This window comes from Affinundibacterium danionis (assembly GCF_042432465.1).
Classification (GTDB): domain Bacteria; phylum Pseudomonadota; class Gammaproteobacteria; order Burkholderiales; family Burkholderiaceae_D; genus Undibacterium; species Undibacterium danionis.
The window spans coordinates 301,532-322,359 of the sequence record NZ_JBHLXJ010000002.1 but is presented as its reverse complement, the minus strand read 5'-3'; the positions used below and the strand labels follow the sequence as shown (position 1 = coordinate 322,359).

General features: G+C 43.8%; 19 protein-coding genes and 1 tRNA gene. 6 read left to right on the top strand and 14 right to left on the bottom strand.

The genetic code is table 11. The annotated features are described in order from the left end of the window. Window positions 1–24: 24 nt before the first annotated feature. From flhD to ACFFJH_RS01475, 5 genes are all read right to left on the bottom strand, one after another. On the bottom strand, window positions 25–342 hold the full coding sequence (gene flhD / locus ACFFJH_RS01495) for a flagellar transcriptional regulator FlhD (RefSeq protein ID WP_390209525.1): 318 nt from the start codon (window positions 340–342) through the stop codon (window positions 25–27). 533 nt (window positions 343–875) lie between these two features. Then, window positions 876–1,589, bottom strand: coding sequence for a DNA polymerase III subunit epsilon (gene dnaQ / locus ACFFJH_RS01490; protein WP_390209524.1), 714 nt, complete (start codon window positions 1,587–1,589; stop codon window positions 876–878). 38 nt (window positions 1,590–1,627) lie between these two features. Beyond that, entirely contained in the window at window positions 1,628–3,046 is a 1,419-nt protein-coding gene (gene tilS, locus ACFFJH_RS01485; protein WP_390209523.1) for a tRNA lysidine(34) synthetase TilS, read from the bottom strand. Continuing rightward, window positions 3,043–4,017 carry an acetyl-CoA carboxylase carboxyltransferase subunit alpha gene (locus ACFFJH_RS01480; RefSeq protein ID WP_390209522.1) on the bottom strand — a complete coding sequence of 325 codons (975 nt, stop codon included), beginning with the start codon at window positions 4,015–4,017 and terminating at the stop codon, window positions 3,043–3,045. The genes tilS and ACFFJH_RS01480 overlap by 4 nt, the downstream gene beginning before the upstream one ends. Window positions 4,018–4,106: 89 nt before the next feature. Continuing rightward, window positions 4,107–4,754, bottom strand: coding sequence for a DNA-3-methyladenine glycosylase family protein (locus ACFFJH_RS01475; RefSeq protein WP_390209521.1), 648 nt, complete (start codon window positions 4,752–4,754; stop codon window positions 4,107–4,109). A 541-nt stretch (window positions 4,755–5,295) separates the two neighbouring features. On the opposite strand from ACFFJH_RS01475, the gene ACFFJH_RS01470 reads away from it, so the two are divergent. From ACFFJH_RS01470 to ACFFJH_RS01450, 5 genes are all read left to right on the top strand, one after another. Further along, window positions 5,296–6,306 carry a L,D-transpeptidase Cds6 family protein gene (locus ACFFJH_RS01470; RefSeq protein WP_390209520.1) on the top strand — a complete coding sequence of 337 codons (1,011 nt, stop codon included), beginning with the start codon at window positions 5,296–5,298 and terminating at the stop codon, window positions 6,304–6,306. A gap of 29 nt (window positions 6,307–6,335) precedes the next feature. After that, window positions 6,336–8,069 carry a L,D-transpeptidase family protein gene (locus ACFFJH_RS01465; RefSeq protein ID WP_390209519.1) on the top strand — a complete coding sequence of 578 codons (1,734 nt, stop codon included), beginning with the start codon at window positions 6,336–6,338 and terminating at the stop codon, window positions 8,067–8,069. 59 nt (window positions 8,070–8,128) lie between these two features. After that, a complete protein-coding gene (locus ACFFJH_RS01460) occupies window positions 8,129–8,812 on the top strand; it encodes a peptidylprolyl isomerase (protein WP_390209517.1) in 684 nt (227 codons plus the stop codon). A gap of 127 nt (window positions 8,813–8,939) precedes the next feature. Continuing rightward, entirely contained in the window at window positions 8,940–9,428 is a 489-nt protein-coding gene (locus tag ACFFJH_RS01455; protein ID WP_390209515.1) for a peptidylprolyl isomerase, read from the top strand. Window positions 9,429–9,461: 33 nt separating this feature from the next. After that, on the top strand, window positions 9,462–10,241 hold the full coding sequence (locus ACFFJH_RS01450; protein WP_390209513.1) for a UDP-2,3-diacylglucosamine diphosphatase: 780 nt from the start codon (window positions 9,462–9,464) through the stop codon (window positions 10,239–10,241). Window positions 10,242–10,308: 67 nt separating this feature from the next. Here the strand turns inward: ACFFJH_RS01450 and ACFFJH_RS01445 are convergent, their stop codons facing one another. From ACFFJH_RS01445 to rnr, 4 genes are all read right to left on the bottom strand, one after another. Then, window positions 10,309–10,647, bottom strand: coding sequence for a hypothetical protein (locus ACFFJH_RS01445; RefSeq protein WP_390209511.1), 339 nt, complete (start codon window positions 10,645–10,647; stop codon window positions 10,309–10,311). 41 nt (window positions 10,648–10,688) lie between these two features. After that, window positions 10,689–11,435 carry a serine O-acetyltransferase gene (gene cysE / locus ACFFJH_RS01440; protein WP_390209510.1) on the bottom strand — a complete coding sequence of 249 codons (747 nt, stop codon included), beginning with the start codon at window positions 11,433–11,435 and terminating at the stop codon, window positions 10,689–10,691. Window positions 11,436–11,630: 195 nt separating this feature from the next. Beyond that, window positions 11,631–12,371, bottom strand: a complete 741-nt coding sequence (rlmB, locus tag ACFFJH_RS01435; RefSeq protein WP_390209509.1) for a 23S rRNA (guanosine(2251)-2'-O)-methyltransferase RlmB — start codon at window positions 12,369–12,371, stop codon at window positions 11,631–11,633. Window positions 12,372–12,543: 172 nt separating this feature from the next. Beyond that, window positions 12,544–15,030, bottom strand: a complete 2,487-nt coding sequence (gene rnr / locus ACFFJH_RS01430; RefSeq protein WP_390209508.1) for a ribonuclease R — start codon at window positions 15,028–15,030, stop codon at window positions 12,544–12,546. Between the two features lie 174 nt (window positions 15,031–15,204). On the opposite strand from rnr, the gene ACFFJH_RS01425 reads away from it, so the two are divergent. Next, window positions 15,205–15,289 (top strand) — tRNA-Leu (locus tag ACFFJH_RS01425). Between the two features lie 192 nt (window positions 15,290–15,481). On the opposite strand, the gene ACFFJH_RS01420 is transcribed toward ACFFJH_RS01425, so the two are convergent. The 5 genes from ACFFJH_RS01420 to hflK form a co-directional block, all read right to left on the bottom strand. Further along, window positions 15,482–16,042 (bottom strand): phosphoribosyltransferase, encoded by a 561-nt coding sequence (locus tag ACFFJH_RS01420; protein ID WP_390209507.1) that lies wholly within the window; start codon window positions 16,040–16,042, stop codon window positions 15,482–15,484. After that, on the bottom strand, window positions 16,039–17,352 hold the full coding sequence (locus ACFFJH_RS01415; protein ID WP_390209506.1) for an adenylosuccinate synthase: 1,314 nt from the start codon (window positions 17,350–17,352) through the stop codon (window positions 16,039–16,041). The genes ACFFJH_RS01420 and ACFFJH_RS01415 overlap by 4 nt, the downstream gene beginning before the upstream one ends. 6 nt (window positions 17,353–17,358) lie before the next feature. Continuing rightward, on the bottom strand, window positions 17,359–18,510 hold the full coding sequence (locus tag ACFFJH_RS01410) for an ATP phosphoribosyltransferase regulatory subunit (RefSeq protein WP_390209504.1): 1,152 nt from the start codon (window positions 18,508–18,510) through the stop codon (window positions 17,359–17,361). 118 nt (window positions 18,511–18,628) lie between these two features. After that, window positions 18,629–19,525 (bottom strand): protease modulator HflC, encoded by an 897-nt coding sequence (gene hflC, locus ACFFJH_RS01405; RefSeq protein ID WP_390209502.1) that lies wholly within the window; start codon window positions 19,523–19,525, stop codon window positions 18,629–18,631. Continuing rightward, window positions 19,525–20,763, bottom strand: a complete 1,239-nt coding sequence (gene hflK / locus ACFFJH_RS01400; protein WP_390209501.1) for an FtsH protease activity modulator HflK — start codon at window positions 20,761–20,763, stop codon at window positions 19,525–19,527. Before hflK ends, hflC begins: the two co-directional genes overlap by 1 nt. Window positions 20,764–20,828: the final 65 nt, after the last annotated feature.

Here is a 20,828-nt window from a genome sequence, read left to right as displayed (position 1 = left end):
AATTTAAAACGCCAATTTGAGCAATTAAGCAATTTCTTCTACTTTTTGGCCAGCCATCAAAATAGCAGCATGCGAATGCGCCAAAGAACGTTCTTTATTGTAATTAGTCAACATGCAAAGAATGGAGCTATCTTCGAATCTGAAACGAGCCAACATCATATTAGAGCCCGCCAATTTTAAAATCTGAGCATTGTTTAAGCCTTCGATCAAATCAGCGATTTCTTTACCGATGCCTAAGCGAAAGATTGCAGTTGCTTTGTCAGCACGGATCATTTGCTGGGCGAGCATGAGGTAACTCAGGTTAGCATCGCGAATTTCAGCCATCATATCATTTGGTGTCATTTTAATACTCCCACTATGTAGTCCTGACAGAATGTGTTGCCAGTGGGATACATTGTGTTACCAAGCAAAATTAGGGAGTATCAGCGGAAGCCTGGAATTGAATCCAGAAAATAAAGAAAGACCCAATAGGAATTCATCCTACATTGGATCATTAAGAGAAATCACAAAAATATATTTGCGATTTATATTTGAAATGTGAATTTTACCTATATCAGGAAAAACTCAATAAAACCTAATAAAAACAATAACTTAAAAAACTCAGCCAAGTAAAACTATCGTCTTCAAATACATTAACGGCAGCGATTTAGAAAACTTTAGGGCAAATTCAAAAATATTTTTAAAATTAATTTCGAGGATTTCCTACAAACATTAACGACAAAAAAAAGCGCCACTTTAGGGTGGAGCTCAAAATATTTTTCAAAATTTTGTTGGTATTTAGCTGAAAAATACCAAAAAGATATTAAAAATCATAGTCAGTTAACAAAACCAATAACTATCAAAATGAAACTCATCATCTAAAATTTAATATATTTTCAACTGATAGACTCTGTTTTCCAAAAACAATTTCCATTAGAAGCCTTGGAAATGTCATTAACCAGGTCCTCATGCATCTCCAATTCTCGATCACTTGCCGAATGTACCAAGGTATTGAAATCGATCTCTTCTGCCTCAACAATTGTCGCAACCACTTCTGCTGGCGCTTCATCTTCCTCGATACTAAAACTATTTTGGCCGCGAGACATTGCCAAAAAAACATCCGCTAACAACTCCGCATCCAACAAAGCGCCATGCAATTTACGATGTGAGTTTGAAATCTCATAACGATCGCACAAGGCATCTAGAGAATTTCGTTTACCTGGATGCAGCTCTTTCGCCTGAACCAAGGTATCAACTACGGCGGATACATGCTCCTCGAATTTTGGAAGTCCCAAACGCTCAAATTCTGCGTTCAGAAAACCCAAATCAAATGGTGCGTTATGAATAACAATTTCTGCATCTCTAACAAACTCAATAAATTCGGTGGCAATCTGAGAGAAAGTAGGCTTATCGCTCAAAAATTCCGTTGTCAAACCATGGACTGTCAACGCGCCCTCTTCCGAATCGCGCTGAGGATTAATGTAGCGATGGAAGTTATTGCCAGTTAATTTACGATTAAGTAATTCAACGCAACCAATTTCAATAACACGATTTCCCAAACGAGGGTTTAGACCTGTAGTTTCAGTGTCCAGTACAATTTGCCTGCTCATTGATTAAACTCTCTCATTTATTACGCACAACCACCAACTCAAATTTGAATACTAGCCTGATCGGGAATCCAAACAAGCTCGATCTTGTTTGCACCATCGGACCCAGACAAGAATGCCGCATCGGTGCCAACCAAACCGACATGAAGTAAATCATTTTCTATATAAACATAGGGTAATTTTTCTCGACGCCAAAATGGTATGCGCAGACTTTGAAAATGACTTTTCATATCCCGCGATGGCCTCAACTTACCTAAACGAAGACGCTCACCGCCCTTGCGCTGACGGACTTCCAATTTATTTTCCAACAAAACTTTAGGATCAATACCTTCAACACCAGACACCCGCCGAAACAAAAAACTACCTTTCAACTCAGGCAAATAAAGTCGCTCCTCGCCCGCCCATTGTATCCATAAGCTACCAACATAATGACTAACATGACTCGTATCGATGAGAGTGATTTTATCGTCATAGCGATACAAAACATAATGTAAATGCGCAACCGTAACACGCGCATCTGCTCGCGCATCAAATAGTTGATTTTGCATTTCCCGCAATTTTGCAGAAGAAGGCAATTGAATTCCCTGTCGCTGCAACCAATAGCGAAATACATTACTCAAACGATCTGCACTTAAACTCTTTAATACCGGGAGCTTTAAATCGACACCATCCAGACTGAGTGCCAAATCCTGTGCCGCGACCTCATCCAAAACTCGATTAGCCGAGCGAACATGCTCGGAAGTACGCAACAAACGCTCTGAAAATTCAGGTGCTATTTTTTCTATCTCTGGCATCACAAGCAGACGTAGTGCATTTCTGGTGTAGCAGGTGAGGCCATTTGATTCATCTTCAATATTCACCAAGCCATGCAATTGAGCATAATGAAGCAAAGTCTGTTTTGCCTCTGACAACAAAGGTCTGGCCAACAGTAATTCAGTATTTCTTAGCAACGAAGGAGCATAGTTAAAGTAATCCATGCCAGCCAAGCCGCGCAAACCAGTGCCTCGCAATAATTGCATCAACATGGTTTCAGCCTGATCGTCCAGATGATGTGCGGTTAGCAAAACAGGAATTTGATCGATTGCACACAACTCGCCCAATGCCGCATAACGCGAACTACGCGCAGCAGACTCGACGCCCTGCCCTTGTTGATTCACCTGGACTTTTATAAAGCGAAAACGAATACCAGCATCGCCACAAATTGATTGGCAATGCTGCAGCCATGCATCTGCATTCGGGCTTAAGCCATGATGTATGTGATAGGCAACTAGGGGAATGTTTTTCTGTTCAGCAAAGCGTTGTGCGAGCTTGAGCAGAACAGTAGAGTCAAGCCCCCCACTATAAGCCACGGCAAAACCATTTTGCTTGGCTGTGGGCACTTGACTCTCTAGGATGTCAGTAAGTCTGGCAAAAAAATTCTGTTCGAACTGCTTAGCACTAATTAAGTGCGTTAAGCTCATTCTGCCACTCGGGTTTCCTTAAACTTACCATAGCTCATCAATTTTTCATGACGCGCCTCTAATAAGTCTTTGGTTTTCATGCCCTGGAATTGACGCAAAGTATCGGCCAAAGCACGTTTAACTAAGGCACACATTTGCTTGGGATCACGATGTGCCCCCCCCAGCGGTTCGTTAATAATTTTATCGATCAAACCCATCGCTTTTAAACGATTAGCGGTCAAACCAAGCGCTTCCGCGGCATCAGAGGCGCGCTCTGAAGTTTTCCACAATATAGAGGCACAACCTTCAGGGGAGATCACGGAGTAAGTTGCATATTGCAGCATCAATACGGAGTCACCAACTGCCAACGCTAAGGCACCACCCGAACCACCTTCGCCAATAATAGTGGTAATCAAAGGCACTTTGAGTTCTGCCATGACATACAAATTGTGGCCAATAGCCTCAGACTGTCCACGCTCTTCTGCATCAATCCCTGGCCACGCGCCAGTTGTGTCTACAAAGGTAAAAACTGGAATATCAAATTTTTCGGCCAACTTCATTAGGCGCATCGCCTTACGATAGCCCTCTGGCTTAGGCATACCGAAATTACGCATAGCGCGCTCTTTTGTATCTCTGCCTTTCTGATGCCCGATAACCATACATGCCTGGCCATTAAAACGAGCCAAACCACCAACAATTGCCAAATCATCAGCGAAGGAACGGTCACCATGTAACTCATGGAAATCCGTAAATATCTGGGAAATATAGTCTAGCGTGTAGGGGCGTTGTGGATGACGAGAAATTTGTGAGACCTGCCATGGTGTCAATTTGGCGTAAATATCCTTCGTTAACATCTGACTTTTTTGGGATAAGCGATCAATTTCTTCTGAAATATCTACCGCAGAATCGTCTTGCACAAAACGTAATTCTTCTATCTTTGTCTCAAGTTCTGCGATTGATTGCTCAAATCCTAGAAATGTCGTTTTAGTCATCGTGCCTCCTTAAAAAATCCACACGAGTTAAAAAAATAAACTTAACTTAACTTAACTAGCTTAAATATAACTAGTTTAGCTGTATTACGTTATATCAAATTTGAATCTAGACTGCGCCACATATACCACGTCGCTACAGTTCTCCAAGGCTCCCAATTTGCGGCAACCTCGCGAATATCGATACGAGAAACAGGTTCTCCAGAAAAATAATTCTTACTAATTCCTGAGATTAGGCCATTATCGTCCAAAGGCAAAATATTTGGTCGTAATAAATTAAAAATTAAAAACATTTCAGCGGTCCAACGGCTAATGCCTCTAATTTGGACAAGCTCGGCAATAACCTCTTCATCCGACATATCTGCCCATTTGTCGACATGCACTTTACCGTCTTTAAAATGCCCAGCCAAATCTAAAATGTAATCGGTTTTACGCTTTGACAAGCCACTCGATAACAGTTTGTCTCTGCCGGCCGCGATAACTTGCTCTGGTGTCGATTTAGGACACACGATTAAATAATTCTCCCACAAAGCATTAGCTGAAACACCAGAAATTTGCTGTGCAATAATAGATCGAGTCAAAGTGGTAAATGGATCATCGCGCCCCATTAGGTACAAATCACCAAATTGTGGAATTAACTTACGCAAAATTCTATCGCGCTTCATCAACTCAACTTTTGCCTCTTCCCAGTAATCAGGTACATGCAATTCTTCGTTACGGACTCGACTATCTTTATTCATTTATTATCTTCCGTATTACAAAGGATGCTCGTCAAATCGGTATGTCACGTGCTAGGTCGTACACCCACTGTACTTATGTACCTAGCTCGTATTAAGAGAAAGCCGCCGATTTTACATGATAATGATTCTGAAATGACTATTTTATCGTGTGAATGAGTCGCGAAACCGATAGAAAAACTGATTTAACAAGCAAAAATAGCAAGCTTTTTACAGCACATAACAAAAAAGAATAACGATAAGAAATGTTAATCAACGCAAATGAATTGGAATAGATAAATGTATGCCACGGCATAGGCCGTCAGTGCCTAGCCTCAAAAGTTATTTCTCGTCAAACAACCATAGAATGCTACTTTTTCGCCTCAAGCAGCTAATATCTACAACGCACTAACGAGTTTATTTGTTAAGATTGCGCCTGATCTGCGCTTACTTCCAATGACTGTTATCAATTGGCTGGCGCAAACAAGTCAAAATGCATATTCCCGACTTAGTACGCAGGCTCGTAGAATTCACAAAATCAATAGAAAAGACACTCAATTAAATTATGCGACACTCTATAAAAAACGCATTTGCAGTAACGATTTTACTCGGCGCAATGTGCCCAGCGATCAGTTTCGCAGACGACGCTAGTGATGCGAGTAAATTATACAAAGCTGGACAACTCAACGAAGCATTAAAAAAAATAGATGCTGTCTTAAGTCAACGCCCCAAAGACGCTCAGATGCGCTTTTTAAAAGGCATCATTCTGACCGAGCAAAATAAGGCCAACGATGCGATTGTTATCTTTACCAAATTAACCGACGATTATCCAGAACTACCAGAACCCTATAATAATTTAGCGGTTTTATACGCGTCCAACGGACAATACTTAAAAGCTAGCACCGCTTTGGAAATGGCGATTCGCACCAACCCTACTTATGGTACCGCCCATGAAAATCTGGGCGATGTCTATGCTAAATTAGCTAGTCAATCTTATGACAAAGCCTTACAACTTGACTCAGGCAATTCAACTGCCAAGTTGAAACTAAACCTAGTTAAAAATTTGATCGGCAACTCTACGGGTGGCACCAATCCCAAAACGATTGCGGCAACAAGCCCGATTGCCAACTTACCTGCATCTCCAGCCGTTGTCGCGACACCGCCCAAATCAGCAGAGCCAAAAGTCGCCAGCTCGCCAGCGCCGACAACTAATAGCAAAGCAACTGCAGCAGTCAATGAGAAAGATACCGTGCTAAACACGGTAGAGACTTGGGCCAAAGCGTGGAGCAATCGTGACGTCAACAAATATCTAAGCCATTACGCAAAAGACTTTCAGACTCCCAAAGGAGAGTCTCGCGCAGCATGGGCAGAAGATCGCCGCTCACGCATCGAAGGCAAAGGGAAAATTAATGTGCGCGTCGAAGATGCCAACGTAAGTATTGACGGCAATTCCGCAACAGTAAAATTCAAACAATTTTATAGCTCTGACCGTCTGTCGTCGACCAGCAGAAAAGTCTTAGTGCTCAGCAAACAAGATGGAAAATGGTTGATTAAGCAGGAGCGTTCGGGCAGCTAATGTTTTTCACTTTTCCAAGCACTGTTTCAATGACTAGGCTCATTGGAACAGCCTCGTTCAGCCTAGCTTCAGCCTTAATTTTACTTGTTGCAAACACCCAAGATGCATGGGCCAATAACAATCCACCTGACAAAGCAAGTTTCCAGGCACCTAGAACTGGCCCCAATCCTGATTTAACATTAATTCAGGTCTATCAACATTTGGCCAATAATGAACTGGATAAGGCGCAAACAAAAATAGATGCTTTATTGACGGCCTACCCTAATTTTCAATTAGGGCATTTGATTCGTGGCGATTTAATCACCATGCGCACGCGTCCAGTCAATCGTTTTGGAGCGGTCACCAACCCAGCAAATGACAAATTAAAAGACTTACATGATGAGGCACAGGCTAGAATTCGCGCCATCACAGAACGCCCATCAAAAGACCTGATACCAAATGTATTATTGCAAATGAGCGAGGAACAACGTTATGCGCTGGTCATGGATGCCAAGCGCGCACGAATTTTCCTTTATGAAAACATCGGTGGCAAACCTAACCTACTCAATGATTACTACGTCAGCCAGGGTAAATTAGGTGTTGATAAATTTAAAGAGGGAGACCAACGCACTCCTATCGGAGTTTACTATATTACGACGCGCTTGCCTGGAGCAAAACTACCTGATTTTTATGGCCCTGGCGCACTACCATTAAATTACCCAAACGAATGGGATAAATTAAATGGACGCGGTGGTTCTGGCATATGGTTACATGGCGTACCACAACATAATTATAGCCGCGCACCGCTCGCATCAGATGGCTGCGTTGTCTTGTCGAATCAAGATTTTTTAGCACTAGCGGCCACCGTCGATATTGCCAAAACACCGGTAATCATTAGCGATCGTATTGAGTTTATCAACAGCACAAATTGGATCGCAGAAAAACTATCAGCAAAAAAAATACTCGATGCATGGCGAGCTGATTTTGCGACTGGCAACCCCAATGCTTTAGCGAAGCATTACAGTAAAAATTTTAAAACTGGCTCAAATGAAGGCCTAGCGAATTTTCTGCAAAAGCAGGTGCAAGGTATTGCGGGCGCAACCGTAACAGGCATCAACTTGCGTGAACTCTCGCAATTTAAATATCCTGGTCGGGAAGAGATAGTAGTGAGCAGTTTTATTCAAGACATTACTACCAGCCGAGGTGTAGCTAGCTTCAAGCATAAACAATACTGGGGAAAAGAAGCCGGTCAATGGCGTATTGTTTTTGAAGAAAATAATCTGATTGCGGGCAATCGCCTTGATGTGGATATCGCTAAAGTCGCGACATTAAATTCACAACCATTACCGAAACCACAAGCTCCGGCAATCCTGCCGCAAGCAAGTACGCAGCTTGCCAAAGCACAACGCCAGCCTGAAAAGACAAACGATAAAATAAATAATGGCACCCAGCGTGAAGTGATCAAAGCGGTCGAACAGTGGCTTAGCGTTTGGAGCCAAAAAAATACAAAAGCCTATCTAGCCCACTATGCAAAAGACTTCCAAACACCTAACGGAGAATCACGCAAATCATGGATGGAAGAACGTCGCTCAAGGATAGAAGGCAAAGGTAAAATTACAGTGCAGATTGATAAGCCTACCGTGACAATAGAAGGCAACACCGCGACTGTAAAATTTAGACAAAATTACCAATCGGGCGCACTTGTTGCGAGCAGTAGAAAGACCTTATTGATGGTAAAACAAGACGGCAGATGGTTAATTAAGCAAGAGAAAACAGGTAGTTAATTGAAGCAGCCCAATTTGACCATCATCGTATCTTCATCTGAGCATTAAAGGAGCAAAATATGATTTCCACCTTACGCCGCGGACTAAAAAATGCAAGCGCGACATTGCTTGTTGCTTGGTTTAGCCTATGCCTCACAAGCAGTTTTAACGCCAGTGCGCAAGAACTGCCAAAAGTCAATATTAAAACCTCGATGGGTGATATCGTGCTGGAGCTCTATCCAGAAAAGGCTCCAAAGACTGTAGAAAATTTTTTACGCTATGTCAAAAAAGGACATTACAACAAAACCATTTTTCACCGAGTAATTGATAATTTTATGATTCAAGGCGGTGGTATGGACAGCGCAATGAGAGAAAAAGCCACTGATAAACCTGTGGTATCCGAAGCAAAAATGGCGTTCGAGCAAGGCTTAAAAAATGACATGGGCACGATCGCCATGGCAAGAATGCCCGATCCAAACTCAGCTCGCGCGCAGTTCTATATCAACGTCAACAATAATGATTTTTTAAATTATCAGCCGCTAGCGGATGGCGATCCGGTACAGGTCATGAAAAACGGCGATCCCATCACTTTACCGCGCGCACGCGCCTTGGTAATTGCTGCAGGCTATACGCCGTTCGGCAAAGTAATTGAGGGCTGGGATGTGGTTGAGAAAATCAAAACTACAGCGGTAACCGACGTTAGCATCTACCAAAATGTGCCAACAAAACCGATCACCATTATCTCGGTAAAATTAATCAAATAATTGCTTTAAACAATTAGTTTAATAAGATCGATTAATCAAAAAAAGGCGCATTAGTGCGCCTTGATAACAGGATTTTTTCACATCGCATTCAGTTACAATACATCATCCATTTTTTTTGAGGTCTATCATGGCAGTCCTACTCACCACCAATCTCGGCAATATCAAAATCGAACTCCACGCAGACAAAGCGCCAAAAACAGTAGCCAACTTCCTCGCTTATGTCGAAGCGGGTCATTACACAGGCACGATTTTTCACCGTGTGATTCGCGGCTTTATGATACAAGGCGGCGGTTTTGAAGTTGGTATGAAACAAAAACCTACCAATGCACCAGTCGAAAATGAAGCGAAAAATGGTTTAAAAAACGTCCCCTATAGTGTAGCGATGGCGCGCACCAGCGACCCACATTCTGCTTCAGCACAATTTTTTATCAATACCGTAGATAACGAATTCCTCAACTTTCCAGGTCAAGATGGCTGGGGATATTGTGTATTTGCCGAAGTAAGCGAGGGCAAGGATGTTGTCGATAAAATTTCGGCTTCCAAAACAACACGCTCCGGGATGTTTGCCGATGTTCCTGTCGAAAATATTATTATCGAAAAAGCAGAAATTATTTAATTTCTAAACAGCTTATTTTATTGGATTCTATGTATGCCCACTTTATCCGATAACATAAACTCAAACTCAAAAGCGCAACCAAAAGCGGTTGCGCTTTTTGTTTCGGATGTTCATTTATCAGACGCGCTCCCACTTACCACCGCAACGTTTTTACACTTTTTGTCCACTCAAGCGATACAAGCTGAGCGTCTCTACTTACTGGGTGATCTATTCGAATATTGGGCAGGCGACGATGACAGTGATGCCCCTTACAATCAGGATATTATTACCGCCTTACGAGCCGTTAGTGATGCTGGTGTCGCGCTCTATTGGATGGCCGGCAATCGCGACTTTCTCGTAGGAGAAAGCTTTGCACATCAAACGTCTGCTCAACTCTTAAACGATCCGCATGAGCTGCATCTCGCTGGCCAGCATTTATTAATTTCACATGGTGATGCACTTTGCACCGATGATGTCAGTTATATGGCATTTCGCGCCATGGTACGCAACCCAGCTTGGCAACAGCAGTTTCTAAACAAGCCTTTACAGGAGCGCAAAGCGATTATTCTAGGCATGCGTCAGGCCAGTAATAGCGAACAGAGAAACAAGAGCATGGCGATTATGGATGTGAATCAAAATGCCGTGGCTCAATTATGTGAACAATATCAGGGAGCCAATCTAATCCATGGACACACCCATCGTACTGCGACCCATCACGAAACACATGGATTACGTTATGTTTTACCAGATTGGGATTGTGATCACGGCACAAAAGAGCGCGGTGGTTACCTACGCTTGGAGCCAAGCGGAAAATTACAATTTATCTACCTATAAACATTTAATGTGACAAATTAAACATTCAGACTGGCATATTTAAGTTAAACGTAACATGCAAGCCAACTCATTCTGCTAATAAGCTCAAAATTTCAGGTCTGACAATACGAAGATGTACTGCATCGACCAGTATTACGAGTGGGAGAATCACCAACGGAAATATGAAAAATTCCATCCATGACGACAAACCAACTTTGGATGACAAATCACCTAAAAAGACCAGTAAAACGAAAGGCAAAGAAAAAGCAATTGATGCTAGTATTAAAAGCCAATTTCGCGCATCTTTAAACGGCAACCGTTTACTGGCATTATCAATAATTGTCTTCGCTTTATAGCAATCAACTTCCGCTAATTCAGGTACAACGCGGGAAATTATCATTCTATGATAACTGCTTCGACTAAACATATATTTCAATCCTTTTCTTTAAACAAATTCAAATCCATTGTTTAATCCACTAACTGCGAAATTTCATCTGCATCGATACGTTTTTCAGTCAACGATTTTTCGCAAACGATACCTGCTACCAAAATTGCCGAACGCAATTTTTCAATTTGCTCTTGCTGCGAGCAGACGTGTTCAGTAAGTTGGCGAAATGCTTTTGAAATGGGATCATCTCCATTCGCACTTAATCCATACGCGCTAAATGCAGCAGGATCTTTTCCTTCATTGACTTCATGCCCTGATTTCACCAAATGTGCGGGATTTCCGACTGCAGTCGCACCCGCTGGAACGGGTTTAATCACCACCGAATTAGAGCCGATTTTTGCGCCAGCACCAACGGTAAAACCACCCAAGATTTTTGCGCCAGCGCCAACAATCACGCCCTCTTCTAATGTCGGATGACGTTTAGCGCCTTTCGTTAAGGACGTACCACCTAAAGTAACGCCTTGGTAAATCGTACAATCATCGCCCACCACGGCAGTTTCTCCAATCACGACGCCAAAACCGTGATCGATAAACACACGCTTGCCTATGGTCGCGCCAGGATGGATTTCAATTCCGGTAAAAATCCGCGCCAGATGCGCAATAAAGCGCCCTAGCCACTTCATACCATGCGTCCAACACCATTTAGCCCACACATGCATCACAATCGCTTGCAGACCCGGATAACAGGTAATCACCTCCCAAGTATTGCGAGCGGCGGGGTCACGTTGGATGATGCTGGCGATATCTTCGCGAAGTTGCTTAAACATAGGAATGAAAAATACTGGCAGAGTCAGTGCAATCTAGTAGAAGGACACCTAGTGTAAAAGGTTTTTGCGTTTGCTGCTGAAAGCGCATTATTTACCAAATCACGATGAAAGTGGATGATGCGTAGTAACCGAATGAAGCTTAATGATGCTTAATAAAGCAAAGATGCGGCATCTACGATGATGCCGCAATAGAAATTACTGAGCGGCGATGCGTTGACGACGTGCCTCGTAAAGACAGACGCCAGAGGCTACTGAGACATTCAAACTTTCCACTGAGCCCAACATAGGAATTTGCACTAGCATATCGCAATTCTCACGAGTTAAGCGACGCATGCCCTCACCTTCATTGCCCATCACAATCGCGATGCCACCTTTAAAGTCCACATCATAAATCGTTTTTTCTACATCATCGGAAGTGCCGATAATCCAGATATCACGTTCTTTCAAATCACGAATAGTGCGCGCCAAATTGGTTACCGTAATGTAAGGCACCGTCTCTGCCGCCCCACTCGCTACTTTTTCGGCAGTCGCATTTAAGCCAACAGCGCGATCCTTAGGCGCGATCACAGCATGAGCACCAACGCCATCAGCTACACGCAAACAAGCCCCAAGATTATGCGGATCGGTAATGCCGTCCAAAATCAATAACAAAGGTGGTCCTTCAATTGCATCAAGTAATTCATCTAAATTACGCGCTAAAGAAAGCTCACCCGCTTTGGCGACCACACCTTGATGACGACGCGTCCCAACGATATTAGAAAGACGCTGGTCATCCGCTTGAATAATTCGAATGCCAGCGGACTTAGCGGCATGTATCAATTCCTGCATACGGCGATCCGAACGATCATGGTCTACGTAGATTTCTTCTACTGAAGATGCTTCATGGCGAATACGGGACGTCACGGCATGAAAGCCGAAAATCATTTTACTTTTCATTGCTCACTTCTTTTATATATTAAACTTCTTAATGCGATTTTTTTACGACGAATTGTTACTACAAATTTTTATGTAATCTGCTTATGCTGTCTTCTCACGCAGTCCTCTATTGCGATCATCAACGTTCTAAGACATTCTTACGATAACCAAGCACGGGGCGCAGCAATCAAGCTTAGCGCTTCTTACGCGCTGATGCTGCAGTTTTTACTTTACGTTCGGCACGGGTCGCTGCAACTGACACTTTTTTACGCCTGGTTTTACTAGGTGCGGCTTCAACATAAACTGCAGTTGCCTTGCCTGCTTTGGCCCTGCTACTGACGGTCGACTTATCGCTCTCGATGGCACGCCCAGCTTTTACATTTGCACCACGCTTTCCGTGACGTGTTTCTGCAATTTCTTCAAATTCACGTGTTTTAGGGAAACGATTAGGTACTGCACTGGTCGCCAAAGATAAATCAATTTTACGTGCATCGATATCAACCCGGCTCACTACCACTTTAACTTTATCGGTCAATTGATAACGCTTCCCGCTGCGCTCGCCACGTAATTCATGACGAGCGTCATCGAATTGAAAATAATCAGCGCCGAGCTCAGTGATATGAACTAAGCCTTCCACAAACATTTCATCCAATTGAACAAATAAACCGAATTGCGTTACACCAGAAATGGTGCCGGTGAACTCTTCACCTAACTTGCTCTTCATGTAGTAACACTTGAGCCAGGCTTCTACGTCACGCGACGCTTCATCAGCACGACGTTCATTGGCGGAGCAATGCGTGCCGAGCATATCCCAAATGGTGATTTCTTTTTGCTGACGCTCTTTGCCAGCAGCACGATCAGCCGCCATTTGTTTGCGTGCTGCATTCGATACGCTGGTATTCAGAACGCTGGTATCGATACCCTTAGGTTCGTATTTTTTTCCTTGCAAAATCGCTTTAATAGCGCGATGCGTGAGTAAATCAGGATAACGACGAATCGGACTTGTAAAGTGGGCATAGGCATCATATGACAAACCAAAATGACCAATATTGTCTGGGCTATAGACCGCTTGCTGCATCGAGCGCAACAACATCGTTTGCAGTAATTGTGAATCGGGGCGACCTTTTATTTTTTCCATCAACTGCGCATAATCAGACGCAGATGGGGTATCTCCGCCCATCAAATTCAAACCAACTTGACGCAAGAAATTTCTTACTTGAGTTAACTTTTCCTTGGTTGGTCCCGCGTGGATTCGATACACGCCCAAATGTTCAAACTCAGCTAACAAACTAGCAGCGCACACATTGGCTGCCAACATACATTCTTCAATCAACTTATGTGCATCATTGCGTGTGCGCGGCAAGATTTTTTCTATCTTGCCTGCAGCGTTGGCGACGATATAGGTTTCAGTCGTTTCGAAATCAATGGCGCCACGACGCTGACGCGCTTTCAACAACACCTGAAAGCACTCATACAAATGCAACAAATGTGGCACCAAAGGTAGGCGCTTATTCGCTTCCGGTCCTTTTGTATTACCGAGGATGGTGGCGACTTCGGTATAAGTAAAGCGTGCGGCAGAATGAATCACCGCTGGATAAAACTGATACGCCGTCACTTCTCCGTCCAGAGAGATAACCATGTCACAGACTAAGGTCAACCTATCGACATTCGGATTTAATGAACATAATCCGTTAGACAGTTTTTCAGGCAACATGGGAATGACGCGGCGTGGAAAATACACTGACGTACTACGCAATAGAGCATCTTCGTCAATCGCATCATTGGGTTTAACGTAGTGACTGACATCGGCGATTGCAACCAACAGTCGATACGCTTTTTGGCGACCGATTTTGACGGGTTCACAATACACAGCATCATCAAAATCACGCGCATCTTCGCCATCAATCGTAACGAGCGGAATATCTCGCAAATCGACGCGATCTTCTAAATCTTTTGCACTGACATCAAAAGGCAATTTTTCAGCAGCACGCTTTGCTGCGACGGAAAATTCGTGCGGCACCCCAAACTTACGCACCGCTATCTCAATTTCAATACCAGGATCATCAATCTCACCCAGTATCTCAACCACCTTGCCAACTGCTTGTGAATATTTGGTAGGCTGTTCAATCAACTCAACACTCACTACCTGACCTACTTTTGCCTTGCCCGGAGTCCCTGCCAATAAAATATCTTGATTAATGCGATTATCTTCTGGTGCAATCAACCAAACACCATTTTCATTGATCAAGCGACCAATTATGTGCGTATTGGCGCGCTCCAAAATTTCCGTAACACTGCCTTCTAAGCGACCTTTTCTATCCGTACCAACGACTTTTGCACTTACCCGATCTCCATTTAAGATACGCGACATTTCGCGCTCGGGTAAGTATAGATCAGGACTACCATCATCCGGTGTTAAGAAACCATAACCATCACGATGACTACTTACTTTGCCAACGATCAAATTGTCTTGCACTAAGGCAGAGAAGTTTCCTGCGGCATCCTGTTTGACCTGACCTTCGCGTTCCATCGCTTTCAGTCTTTTTGCCATACCGTCGATCTCCTCAGGCTTCACGCCCAATTTCTTTGCAATCGATGTCGCCTTCAATGCAGTTTTTGAAGTGCGCAAAACGCCGAGAATATCCTCGCGGCTAGGAATGGGATAAAGATGTTTATTCAAAGCAGTTGAATCTCTTCAGATAGAAATATTAAACGTCACAAATGCCGTTAGTTTATCGGGTTACGTCAAAAATAAACAGCGAAGTTTAAGTAAGCAAAGTTCGCATGACAAGACGAGCAAAGCGCTAAATTCATTGACTTTAGCCGACATTACTTTATAATTCTCGCTTTCGTTGCCCACGTGGCGGAATTGGTAGACGCGCATGGTTCAGGTCCATGTGCCTTCGGGTGTGGGGGTTCGAGTCCCTCCGTGGGCACCACAGCATTAATTTAAAAAGCCGTTAATTCATTAACGGCTTTTTTGCATTTAAATCGGCAAAAATGTTTGAGTAACCAAAGACTAAAAATGCAGATTTAAAAAGAGAATATACGAACGAAATACAAGCACATAGTCATACTGTGCATATAAAAAACAATGATCTTCTCAGCGCTTTTATCTCTTCAAGGTTTCTTTAGTGTCTTTCGCGATTAGCCAAGTCTTCAAAACTCAAAGTGTCGTAAATCTCAAACGGCTGATGTATCCAAGGCGTGCCTTCTACATATTCTATATAGAAATCGGGAACAACCACCGATACCGACTTCACCCATATCACCGCACTCTTAATCTCGCTAATTTCTGGATAGTGACTACGCAACCAAGGCTGGACTTCTTTAAAAGTAATGCCGGAATCAACCAGATCATCCAACAACAGCACCCTACCACTCAGATTTTGCTCAACACTGGCAACACTACCACCTATCTGAATTTGGCCATGTTCCTGTCCAGCGCTGCCACGATAAGAGCTGACTGAAAGTATACTCAAAGGCAGTTTAAACAGACGCGAGAAAACATCGCCTAAACGAAGTCCTCCACGCGCCAGACATAAAATATGATCGAACTGTAAGCCCGACTCATGGATTTTCAATGCTAAGAGTTCAATAGCGCGATGATACTCATCCCACGAAACCCACAAATCTTTTTGCTCAGTATTCAAGATCAACAACTTTTCAAAATCAGCGACAGATTCAATCAAAGAAACGGGTGACGCAGCACAATCGTTTCTTCACGGTCAGGGCCAGTTGAAACCATATCAATTGGCACACCTACCAGCTCTTCGATGCGCTTAATGTAATTACGTGCATTGACTGGTAAAGCATCCATAGATTGCGCACCTACCGTAGACTCAGACCAACCTGGCATTTCTTCGTAAACCGCCACACAACGCGCAGCATCTTCTGCGCCGACCGGGAAAATATCCACCGCTTTGCCATCTATCGTGTAACCAGTGCACAACTTCAGGGATTCCAATCCATCCAACACATCCAACTTGGTCAAACACATACCAGATACACCATTGATTTGCACAGAACGTTTCAACAAAGCGGCATCAAACCAACCACAACGACGTGCTCGACCAGTGACCGTACCAAACTCATGACCGACACTCGCCAAATGCTTACCAACACCTTGATCAGTCGGCAATTCAGATGGGAATGGACCAGAACCTACCCGTGTCGTATAGGCTTTAGTGATGCCCAAAATGTAATGCAACATGCCAGGACCAACACCAGAACCCGCTGCCGCATTACCCGCAACGCAGTTACTTGAAGTGACGAATGGATAAGTGCCATGATCGATATCGAGCAAACTACCTTGCGCACCTTCGAACAACAAACTTGCACCGTTTTTATAAGAGGCATGCAGCGCACTAGAGACGTCAGTCACCATAGGACGGATACGCGCTACATCGCGCATCGCATCGTCATATGTTTTTTGGAAGTCGACTGGCTCAGCTTTTAAGTAATTCACCAAAACGTAATTATGGTATTCCAGATTTTCTTTGAGTTTTTCGGCAAAGCGCTCTGGGTTCAACAAATCAGCCACGCGAATCGCACGACGTGCAACTTTATCTTCGTACGCTGGGCCTATGCCCTTGCCTGTTGTGCCGATCTTAGCGGCACCACGTGCCGCTTCACGCGCTGCATCCAACGCAGTGTGATATGGCAGGATTACTGGGCACGCTTCAGAGATTTTTAAACGCGAACAAACCTCAACACCATTGGCCTGTAATTTATCAATTTCACGCAGCAAATCTGGTACCGACAAGACCACGCCATTACCAATGTAACAGGCCGTGCCAGCACGCATAATCCCTGAAGGAATCAATTGCAAAGCCGTCTTTTGGCCGCCGATCACCAAAGTATGGCCGGCATTATGACCACCTTGAAAACGCACAACACCTTGCGCGTGATCCGTCAACCAATCGACGATTTTTCCCTTGCCTTCATCGCCCCACTGGGTACCAATGACAACTACGTTTTTTGCTGGTTTATTTTGTGACATCGCTCATCAACCTACAGTTTTTAAAATCCATTGACTACCATCGAATTCGACCATGCGTGTGCACTCAAATTCGTCCTGTTCATTCTCGTGACCTGGCAGATTTTGTATGACAATCTCGCCTGCCTGGCGCAATTCATTAATTTTATGGCGCAGCGCTGGATCCGAACTCCACGGTGCCAAAATCGCATTCTTACGCTCTGCCGATGGCATCAAACGCGCCAATTCACGCAAATCTAATGAGAATCCAGTTGCCGGACGCGCACGACCAAATGCTTCACCCACGTGATCATAACGACCACCGCGCGCTACGGCATTCGGTAAGCCAGGAACGTAGGCATTAAACATGACACCACTATGATAGTGATAACCACGCAAATCTGCTAAATCAACCGTCACCTTGGCATTGCCTGCTAAATCGACTAAATACGCTAATTCGTCCAATGCTATCGCAATCCCATCGAGTTTGGGCAAAATTTCACGCGCTTTTTGAATAATCGCTTTGTCGCCGTATAAATTTGGCAAATCCAATAAAGCCTGGCGTATGTCTGGTTGAAAGTCTTTCGTCAACGCTTTCAAGGCCGGCAAATCTTTTGCTTCTAGTAAGGCAAATAATTGCGACTCATGTCGTTTGGCAGCAGCATCGCTATTTAACAAGGCGCGCAGCACACCAACATGGCACAGATCTAAACGCACTTCAGAAATATTCGCAAGCGCTAATGAAGCCAACATTAATGCTTGAATTTCTGCGTCAGCCTCTAATCCCGCATGCCCATAAATTTCCCCGCCGATTTGCAAAGGCTCGCGAGTCGCATGTAGACCTGACGGACGGGTATGTAAAACACTACCGACGTAGCATAGTCGAGTCACCGATTTGCGATTCAGCAAATGGGCGTCAATGCGTGCCACTTGCGTGGTCATATCGGCGCGCACCCCCATAGTACGACCAGAGATTTGATCGACCAATTTGAAAGTACGCAAATCCATATCTTGCCCGGCACCAGTCAATAAAGACTCGATGTACTCAAGCATAGGCGGCATGACTAATTCATAGCCATAACAACGGAAATTATCTAACAAGACACGACGTAGCTCTTCTATCTTGCGTGCTTCTGATGGCAAGACGTCAGCAATGTTTTCGGGGAGCAGCCAATTTGGCATAAGAAACAATCTTCAGTAATAACAATACTGCAAACATTAATGGATAGGGCAAAAACTAGAAAGACTGCAGTTCGAAATGAAATGCAGTCTGACTAACAACACCCACTTTACTAACAAATTATTTTTTCGGTGCAGCTCCGACAGCGCCTGAGCTTGGTGCTTTAAAGTATTTGAAAAACTCCGAACTTGGATCAACTACCATCATGTCGGTTTTGTTCTTAAAGCTGGCACGATATGCTTCCAAACTACGATAAAACTTGTAAAACTCGGCGTTTTGACCAAAAGCTTGCGAATAGATTTTCGCCGCCTCGGCATCACCAGCGCCGCTGATCGTTTGCGCTTCTTTGTACGCCTCAGCCAAAATCACAATGCGTTGACGATCTGCATCGGCACGAATTTTTTCAGAATCGGCAAAACCAGTAGAACGCAATTCATTGGCAACTCGACTACGCTCAGCTTTCATACGCTCGTAGACAGAATTATTGATCTGCTCAACATAATCAACCCGCTGCAAACGTACGTCAACTATTTCCACACCAATTTGTTTCGCTTCATCAGTGACTTTTTTACGGATCGCTTGCATTACTTTATCGCGCTCACCAGAGATCACATCACGCACAGAGCGCTTAGTAATTTCTTCGTTCAAAGCTGCTTTCACGATTTGTGATAAACGATCACGCGCACGGCCTTCTTCACCACCAACACTCACATAATAAAGCTTGGGGTCGGTGATATGCCACTTGACATAAGTATCAACCAAAATGTTTTTCTTTTCAGCCGTAATAAAACGCTCAGTCTCTGGAGACTCTATCGTCAAAATACGCTTATCTAAGAATTTTACATTTTGAAATGGTGGAGGCAACTTGAAATGTAAACCAGGTTCACTAATCACTGCTTTGACTTCACCTAAAGCAAATACAATCGCGTGCGACTTTTGATCCACAACAAAAATGGTTGAATAAGCTGCGATACCAGCGATCAGCAAACCCAATAGAGTAGAAATAAGTTTATTCATTAACGTGACTCCCTATCACGAGAATCGCGAGCACGACCATCTTTACTGCCTCGCACTTCCACGGTGGTCATGGTATCGGCAACTGCGCTAGTCGCTGTATTTGCGGGTTGACTCGCTTTTCCGGCGCTATCACCATTTAACTTATCTAGAGGCAAATAAATCATGTTATTTGCATTCTTAGTATCCATCATCAACTTTGTTGTACTAGAAAAAATTTGCTGCATAGTTTCCAAGTACATACGATCACGGGTGACCGCTGGCGCTTTTTGATATTCAACCAATACCTGTTTAAAACGGGCTGCATTACCTTCCGCGTTTGCAATAACGCGAGAACGATAGCCCTCTGCATCTTGCAACATACGCGACGCTTCACCACGTGCTTTTGGTATTACATCATTCGCATAAGCTTGGCCTTCATTCTTTTGACGTTCTTTGTCTTGACCTGCTTTGACTGCATCATCAAATGCCGCCTGCACTTGCTCGGGTGGCTGCACTGCCTGCATTGTCACATTCGTAATGCGCGCACCAGACTCATAACGATCCAAAACTTGTTGCATCAGCAGGCTTACATCTAACGCCACTTTTTCACGGCCTTCGTACAAAACAAAATCCATTTTGCTACGGCCCACAATTTCACGAATCGCGGTCTCGGCAACTTGACGTATCATCTCTTCCTGATCACGATTGCTATACAACCACTTCGCCGCATCACTTAACTTATATTGAACCGCAAACTGAATGTCGATAATATTTTCATCGTCAGTCAGCATCAACGCTTCTTTCGGCTGCTTGTTTTTCACATTATTGCGATAACCAACTTCTACCGTCCGAACTTGTTGTACGTTAACGATTTCATGCGCTTGAATTGGTGTTGGCCAGCGCCAATTGAAACCCGGGCTAGCTTGGTAACTATATTTACCAAATGTGGTAATCACTCCAGTTTTACCTTCTTCCACAATGAAGAAGCCACTCACCATCCAGAAAAATCCGATCACGATCAATACTAAACCGAGCCCGACTTTTGCGAAGGTCGAATCAGGCGATCCGCCGCTGCCATTACTACCATTATCATTCCCGCCATTTTTACCAAACAAGCGAGCGATAGATTGATTAAAATCGCGCCACAATTGATCAAGGTCAGGCGGACCATCTTCAGGCTTTTTGCCGTTTTGCTTACCGTCTTTTGAACCTCGCCCCCATTGCGGATCATTCAAAGACAATAAGGGGCGAAAAGACATTAAGCGTTTCAAAAAGGGAATTCGCATTCGTTCATTACCCGTTAAAAAGTTAAACTAGTGTTACC